Source organism: Nocardia sp. NPDC055321, assembly GCF_053645575.1.
In genome coordinates this window covers 37,896-44,934 of the sequence record NZ_JBSHMS010000047.1, presented here as the reverse complement: position 1 = coordinate 44,934, position 7,039 = coordinate 37,896, and the positions used below count along the sequence as shown (strand labels likewise).

The following is a 7,039-nucleotide window of genomic DNA, read 5'->3' as shown; positions in this document are numbered from 1 at the left end:
GGCCAGCTCATCGCCGGGCGCGCGCTGCTGGGCGTCGGCGGAGCCATGGTCATGCCGTCGACGCTCTCGCTGATCCGCAACATCTTCACCGACGATCACGAACGCACCCAGGCCATCGGCATCTGGGCCGCGGTGGCGGGCGCGGGCGCGGCCGTGGGCCCGCTGGTCGGCGGCCACCTGGTGGAGCGCTTCGGGTGGTCGGCGGCGTTCTGGCTGAACGTCCCGGTGGTGGTGCTGACCGTGACCGCGGGCCTCTGGCTGCTGCCGGAATACCGTGCGCCACAGCACGGCAGGCTCGACTACTTCAGCGCGGTGCTCTCGGTGCTGGGCATCGTGGCACTGGCCTGGGGTATCAAACACGTGGCCAAGGGCGAGCCCGCCGCCACGGACCTGCTGATCCTGCTCGCCGCCTTCGCCCTGCTCGGGCTCTTCGCCTACCGGCAGCTGAAATCGCCGGACCCGCTGCTGGATGTGCGGCTCTTCCGCAATCGCGCGTTCACCGCCGCGGCGCTGGCGACCCTGCTGGCCATGCTCGCCATCGGCGCGGCCCTGTTCCTGATCTCGTTGTGGCTGCAGTACATTCACGGCTACACCCCGTCCGAGGCGGGGCTGCGCACGGTACCGGCCGCGATAGCCACGCTGCTCGGCTCGCTTTCCACGCCGTGGTTGCTGCGGCACGTCAGCGTGCGCTTCCTGATGGGTTTCGGATTGTTCACCCTCGCAGCGGGTTTCCTGCTGCTGGCCGCCATTCCGACCACCACCTATCCGCTGGTCGCGGTGATTCTCGTGGCGCTCGGCATCGGCGACGGCGTCGCCATCACCACGGCGGCGGCGGTGCTGGTCGCCTCGGTGCCGGCGGAGCGGGCCGGGCAGGCGGGCGCGGTGGAGGAGACCAACTACGAACTCGGCATCGGCCTGGGTGTCGCGCTGCTCGGCAGTATTCACGGCCGGCTCTTCGTCACCCACATGACGGATCTGCCACTCACCGGCGATCAGCTCGACACCGCGCGCGGTTCGGTCGGCGGCGCGGCCTACGTCGCGCACGACATCGGCGGGCCGACCGGTGATCGGGTGCTCGAGATCGCCCAGCACGCCTTCGATTCCGCGCTCACCACCACCTCCTGGATCTCGGCGGCGCTGGTGGGAACGGTGGCGGTGCTGACCGTGGTCCTGGTGCCGCGCGGGTTCAAGGCCACCGCCTCGCACTAGCGATCACGATCATTCGCGATCGAGCACCGCGGTCACTCGCGATCCAGCACGATCCGGCGCTGAACGACCCCCTTGGACACCTCGACCAGGGACATTTCGTGGGTCAACGCGTAGGCGCGCAACCGGGCGCAGGCATCGGCTCTACCGATGCCCAGGCGCGCGCTCGTGAGTGCGGCCGCCTCGTGAATCCAGCGGCTGGACAACGGTTGTGACCATCGCCGCGCCTCCTGCCCGGCGGACAGCACCAGGCTCGCGGTGACCAGATCGGCGATGTGCAGCGCCGCGGCCATGAGCAGCGGTTCCGGGCGGCCGGGAGCGTCGCGGTAGAGGTCCATCGCACCGAGCCGGATGTGGCCGAGCCGCAGCGGGACGGCGAACATGGAACCGGCCGTAGGGAATCCGGTGAGCGCCTCGGCGAAACCCGGCCAGTGCCCGCAGCCGGCGAAGTCGCTCACCAGGACGGGAACGCCCGCCGACGCCGCCGAGACCGCGGGCCCCTCCCCCGCGGTGGCCTGCGCCGCTTCCACCCGGGACGCGAATTCGTCACTGGCACACCAGGGCTGCAGGCCGGCGTCGCGCTCCTCGAGCACGATGGCGGCACGCCGCACGGGCAGCACTCGTACGCACGCCCCGCACACCGCCGTCAATCCGCCTCCGGCGTCGCGAACCGCGCGTAGAAACTGCCCCGTCAATGGGTCGAACCGTGCCGAAACCATGCTGCGAAACCGCCCCGTGATCCTCGCTCTGCCATGAGTATTCGGTGCTCGGGGCTTATGGTGCCGTCACAGCTCGGCAACGAAAAGGGCCGAAAGTCACTCCGGGCCAATGCCGCTCACGCGAGCCGCGGCGGTCTCCGCGGCTCGCGTGCCCTGGCGCAGCGGCTACTTCACCGCCGCGGCGGGCTTGTGCGACACCCCGAGCCGGTACAGCCCGCGCAGGTCGTAGGTGTGGGTCACCACCGCGCCCAGCAGGACACCGAAGGCCAGTCCGAACAGCGTCATCCAGATACCCGTGCCCAGACCGGCGGCGAGGTGCCCGTCGAAGTAGAGCAGCGCGCGCACCGAGAGGTAGATCTGGTGCATGGGTTCGAAGTTCGCGAGCACCGCGATGTAGCGCGGGGTCGCCTCGACCGGGATGGTGCCCGAGGAGGACGGCAGGCCGAGCACCACGAACACGATCATGTTGATGAGCAGCCCGGCGGTGCCGAAGGCGGCCAGGATGGACAGCCCGGTGACGCTGACCGCCGCGACCGCGAGCGCCCCGTACAGGAACAGCGGCAGCGCGTGGTCGATGGGCATGTCGAGCAGGGTCGCGATCGCCAGGAACAGCGCGGACACTATGGGCGCGGTGACCAGCGCGATGGCCCATTTCACCAGCAGGGTGCGCCAGCGGCTGATGGCCACGGGCTGCACGTCCAGGAACCACGGCCCGTATTCGGCGGGCAGGTAGCCGAGCTTGTTGTCGACCATGCCGTGAATGAGCATGGCCCCGCTGAATCCGGCGAACAGCAGGATCAGGGTGTAGAAGAACGCGGACAGACCCTGGCCGGTGCCCTCGGGCAGCGGGCGGAAGGGGCTGACCGAGATGTCGATCGGGGTGGCCAGCTGCAGGCGCGCCGCACCGGTGAGTTCGGCGGGGGCCGCGCCCGGCGCGGAAGTCAGTGCGGCACGGACCTGTTCGGTGAGCTGGGCGCCGACGGTGTGGTTCACCTCGGTCATGGCGCGGTCGCTGACCCGCTGCACGATCTGCGCGGCGTAGGTGCCCGCCCGCGGGTTGGTGTGCACGGTGATGACGGGCCGCTCCACGTCGCCGGGCACCACCGCGGCCGTGCCGAGGATGCTCAGCCGCTTGGAGAAGTCGCTCGGGATGATGATGGCGCCGTAGATCCGGCCGTCGCGCAGCTGGCGCTGGGCCTCGCCGACGCCGACCAGGCGCAGGTCGACCTTGTCGGCGGGGACCTTGGCGATCAGGGCGTCCGCGATCTGGTTGCCGACGTTCACGGCCTTGCCGTCGACGATGTCGCCGTCGTCCTGGTTGACCAGGGCCACGGGGAAGTCGTGCAGGTTCTTCTCGGGGTCCGAGGTGTATCCCAGGTACATGGTGCCCAGCAGGGCGGCGAGCAGCGTGACCACGAAGATCGGCGGTATCCAGCCGCGCAGGGGCAGCCCGAGCCGGTGCCCGGCACCGCCCGCGGGGCCGCCGCTGTCCGGAATCGCCGAGGGCGCACTGTTTTTCGGCACGGGCTCACTCCCATTCGGTTCGGACGCACTCACGTTCGTCATAGCAAGGGCAAATGTAGGCACTGACAACAAAGTAGTCAATGCCAACATCTACGGATGTGTCCGATATCCTGCTCTCACCATGTCCATCGCCAGCTCGCGCTCCTACCACCACGGCGACCTCCGCGCCGAACTGCTGCGCCGCGCCGAGGCCCTCTTGCGCCGGGCCGGGGTGGACGGACTCTCGCTCCGCCAGCTCGCGCGTGACACCGGGGTCAGCCACGCCGCGCCGAGCCGGCACTTCCGCGACAAGCAGGCGCTGCTGGACGCGCTCGCCGCGGAAGGCTTCGAGCGACTCGGGACCACACTCGAAAAGGCCGCCGCCACCGGCACTTTCCTGGAGCGAATTCGCGCGGTGGCCCGGACCTACCTCAGCTTCGCCATCGAGAACCCGGCCCTGCTGGCGGTCATGTTCGCCCGCAAACAGCGCCAGACCCCCGAGATCGAGGCCGCCGTCGCACAGGCCCTGGCCACCCCGCTGGCGATGATCGCCGACGGTCAGGCGCGCGGGGAGGTGGTCGACGGCGATCCCCGGCGCATGTGCCTGACCGCGATGGCGGCGCTGCAGGGCCTGGCCACTTTCGTGGGTTCGGGCTTCGTCGCGGCGGCCGACGCCGATGGATTATTTGAAGAGACAGTGACCCACATGTTGGACGGTTTGCGGCCCCGTCGCTGATTGTCCACGGGTCCCCGTTACCTTTGGAACGGTTCGGACGATGACCAAGGGGCGGCCGCCGGCCGCTCCGGCCGGCATCGAGGCCACGCTACAGCGACAGTCGAGGACGGACAGTGACAATCGAGGGACGGCAGTACGGCGGGCGCGCCGTCACCGAGCGCAAAGCCGAACGCCGACAGCGCTTCCTCGACGCCGCCATCGAAATCTTCGGCGAGCGCGGGTACGCCAACTGTTCGCTCGCCGACGTGTGCGCGGCGGCCGGACTGTCCAAACGGCAGTTCTACGAGGAGTTCGCCACGCGCGAGGACGTCCTCGTCGCGGCGTACGACCACATTCAGCAGTCCGCGGCGACCGCGCTGGCCACGGCGGTGGCCGAGCTCGGGCCCGATCCGGACCCGACCGTGCGCATCACCAAGGCCATGGAGGCGTACCTGGGCTCGGTCGGCGTGGACCCGTACCGCGCCAAGGTGGCGTTCGTCGAGGTCGTCGGCGTCAGCGAGCGCATGGAAGAGCACCGCCGCGCGCGCAGGCACGAGTGGATCGCGACCATCGAACTCATTCTCGGCCCGCTGGCCGGGGCGGACTCGCGCCTGCGCAGCACCCCCGAACTGACCGGTAGCGCGCTGATCGGCGCGGTCAACGGACTCGCGCACGAATGGCTGCTCTCGGATCCGCGACCGCCGGTGAGCGAACTGGTGGGCGTGCTGGTCGCGGTGTCGCTCTCGCTGATCGTCTGAGGGCGATCCCTACATGAGCTGCCGGACGAAGTAGGTGTACTCGAGCGCGCTGGTGCGGGCGCGTTCGTCGATGTTGGCGCCGGCGCCGTGCCCGCCCTGGGTCGCCTCGTAGAAGAAGTACGGGGCGCCGAGTTCGGACAGCCGCGCCGCGAACTTGCGCGCGTGCTGCGGGCCGACCCGGTCGTCCTTGGTCGTGGTCCAGACGAACGGCGTGGGGTAGGCCACCCCCGAGCGCAGCTGCGCGTACGGTGAAATCGATTGCAGGAAGGCGCGTTCGGCGGGATCGGCCACCGTCCCGTACTCGCCGACCCAGGACGCGCCCGCCGCGATCTGCTCGTACCGCACCATGTCCAGCAGCGGGATCTGGATGTCGACCGCGTTCCACAGTTCCGGATGCTGGGTGAACTGCACGCCCATCAGCAGGCCGCCGTTGGAGCCGCCCTGGATGCCGAGGTGCCGCGGGGTGGTGACGTCGCGAGCGATGAGGTCATCGGCGACGGCGCGGAAATCGTCGAAAGCACGCTGCCGCTGGGTTTTCAGCGCGGCCTCGTGCCAGGCGGGACCGTACTCGCCGCCGCCGCGAATATTGGCGATGACGTAGACCCCGCCGCGTTCGAGCCACAGCCGGCCCAGCAGACCGTTGTACCCGGGTGTCGAGGTGGAACCGAAGCCGCCGTACCCGTACATGATCGTCGGGTTCTTGCCGTCGTACTTCATGCCCGCGGCGCGCACGATGAAGTACGGCACCCGCGTGCCGTCGGGCGAGGTGGCCTTGAGCTGTTCCACCACGAATCGGGAGGCGTCGAAGCGCGCCGGGGCGGCCTTGATCGGGTCCGCGCGCCCGGCCGCGGTGTCGAGCCGCCACAGCGTGACCGGGGTGACCGGCGAGCTGACCGTCAGATACGCGGTGTCGCCGCGCGAATCGGCGTCCACGGCGTCGACGGTGGCGTTCTCCGGCAGCGCGACGGGGGCGGCCGACCAGCCGCCGTCCGGCAGCGGGGTGTACACGGTCGCGCGCCCGCGCACGTCGTCCAGGGAGGTCGTGATCAGGTGCGATCGGGTGGTCATGACCTGCTGCAGGGTCTGGGTCGGCCCGGGCGCGTAGACCAGGGTGGCGCGCGGCTGATCCGGGGCGGACATCACCTCGTCCGCTCGGAGCGAGATCAGCGACCCGGACGTGAAGGCCCTGCCGTCCGCGGCGGTCCAGTCCTGGCGCAGCGAGACGAGGATCCGATCGCCGACCATGCCCTGCACATCGGCCTTGGGCGGCAGGGCGATCCGGACCGCCTGCCCGTCCCGGATCACGCTGACCTGCGCTTCGAAGAAGGACGGGCGGCGCACGACCATGGAGACCCGCTCGCCGGGGCCGCCGTCGAGCAGGAACGGCGCGGTCCCGAGTCCGTCGGCGGGGTCGCCGCGCAGCACTTCCGTCGCGTCGGCGAGCGGTTCGCCGCGCTGCCAGCGCTTGACCACGTACGGGTAGCCGGAGACGGTCTTGTCCCCCGGTGTCCATTCCCGCGAGACCAGTAGCGTGTTCTCGTCCACCCAGGAGGTGTACTGCTTGCCGCGGTCCAGCACGAAGCCGTCGGCCACGAATTGTCCGGTGGACCTGTCGAATTCGCGGACGGTGACCGCGTCCTCGCCGCCCTCGGACAGCTCGACCAGGCAGCGGGTGCCCGCTCCGGGCGCGCAGTTCATCCCCTCCCACACCCAGTTGCGGCCCTCGGCGGCGGCGAGGGCGTCCAGGTCCAGGACGGTCTTCCACTCCGGTTGCGGCGCTTCGTATCCGGCGACGGTGCTCTCGCGCCAGATGCCGCGCTGATGCTCGCCGTCCTGCCAGAAGTTGCCGACCGCTCCCCCGTGGAATCGCGGCAGCGGGAGCCGATCCGGCGCTTTACCGAGTTCCACCGCGGCGGTGAGGTTTCCGGCGTAGCTCGGGTCCTTCTCCAGCACGTCCAGGGTCTTGGCGTTCTCCGCCGCCACCCACGACTGCACCTGTGGGCTGTCGAGTTCCTCCAGCCACCGGTGAGGGTCGGACTCGGGATCCGAGCCGCCGCAGGCCGCCACGAGCGCGACCGTCAGGGCCGCCAGGGCCGTACGCCGTCCGATGCCGCCGTGTTTCATCGCTTCCCCCCGGT

The 7,039-nt window shown here is 70.2% G+C and carries 6 protein-coding genes; 3 read left to right on the top strand and 3 right to left on the bottom strand.

Going from position 1 to position 7,039, the window contains the following annotated elements; all coding sequences use genetic code 11:
* On the top strand, window positions 1–1,209 hold a 1,209-nt coding region (locus ACWIGI_RS39810), incomplete at its 5' end, for an MFS transporter (protein WP_454208830.1).
* 32 nt (window positions 1,210–1,241) lie between these two features.
* Here the strand turns inward: ACWIGI_RS39810 and ACWIGI_RS39805 are convergent.
* Complete coding sequence (locus ACWIGI_RS39805; protein ID WP_454208829.1) at window positions 1,242–1,817, bottom strand: GAF domain-containing protein; 576 nt, start codon at window positions 1,815–1,817, stop codon at window positions 1,242–1,244.
* Window positions 1,818–2,090: 273 nt separating this feature from the next.
* Entirely contained in the window at window positions 2,091–3,449 is a 1,359-nt protein-coding gene (locus tag ACWIGI_RS39800; protein ID WP_454208828.1) for an ABC transporter permease, read from the bottom strand.
* A gap of 121 nt (window positions 3,450–3,570) precedes the next feature.
* Here ACWIGI_RS39800 and ACWIGI_RS39795 point away from each other — a divergent pair, with 121 nt between their 5' ends.
* Together ACWIGI_RS39795 and ACWIGI_RS39790 are read left to right on the top strand one after the other, a co-directional pair.
* Window positions 3,571–4,164, top strand: a complete 594-nt coding sequence (locus tag ACWIGI_RS39795; RefSeq protein WP_454208827.1) for a TetR/AcrR family transcriptional regulator — start codon at window positions 3,571–3,573, stop codon at window positions 4,162–4,164.
* Window positions 4,165–4,277: 113 nt separating this feature from the next.
* Window positions 4,278–4,901, top strand: coding sequence for a TetR/AcrR family transcriptional regulator (locus tag ACWIGI_RS39790; protein WP_454208826.1), 624 nt, complete (start codon window positions 4,278–4,280; stop codon window positions 4,899–4,901).
* Window positions 4,902–4,910: 9 nt separating this feature from the next.
* Here the strand turns inward: ACWIGI_RS39790 and ACWIGI_RS39785 are convergent, their stop codons facing one another.
* On the bottom strand, window positions 4,911–7,025 hold the full coding sequence (locus ACWIGI_RS39785; protein ID WP_454208825.1) for a prolyl oligopeptidase family serine peptidase: 2,115 nt from the start codon (window positions 7,023–7,025) through the stop codon (window positions 4,911–4,913).
* Window positions 7,026–7,039 lie beyond the last annotated feature (14 nt).

Bases quoted from the DNA above. Each gene is read 5' to 3' on its own strand.
- ACWIGI_RS39795 (WP_454208827.1), top strand. From the start codon at position 3,571: ATGTCCATCGCCAGCTCGCGCTCCTACCACCACGGCGACCTCCGCGCC.
- ACWIGI_RS39785 (WP_454208825.1), bottom strand. From the start codon at position 7,025: ATGAAACACGGCGGCATCGGACGGCGTACGGCCCTGGCGGCCCTGACG.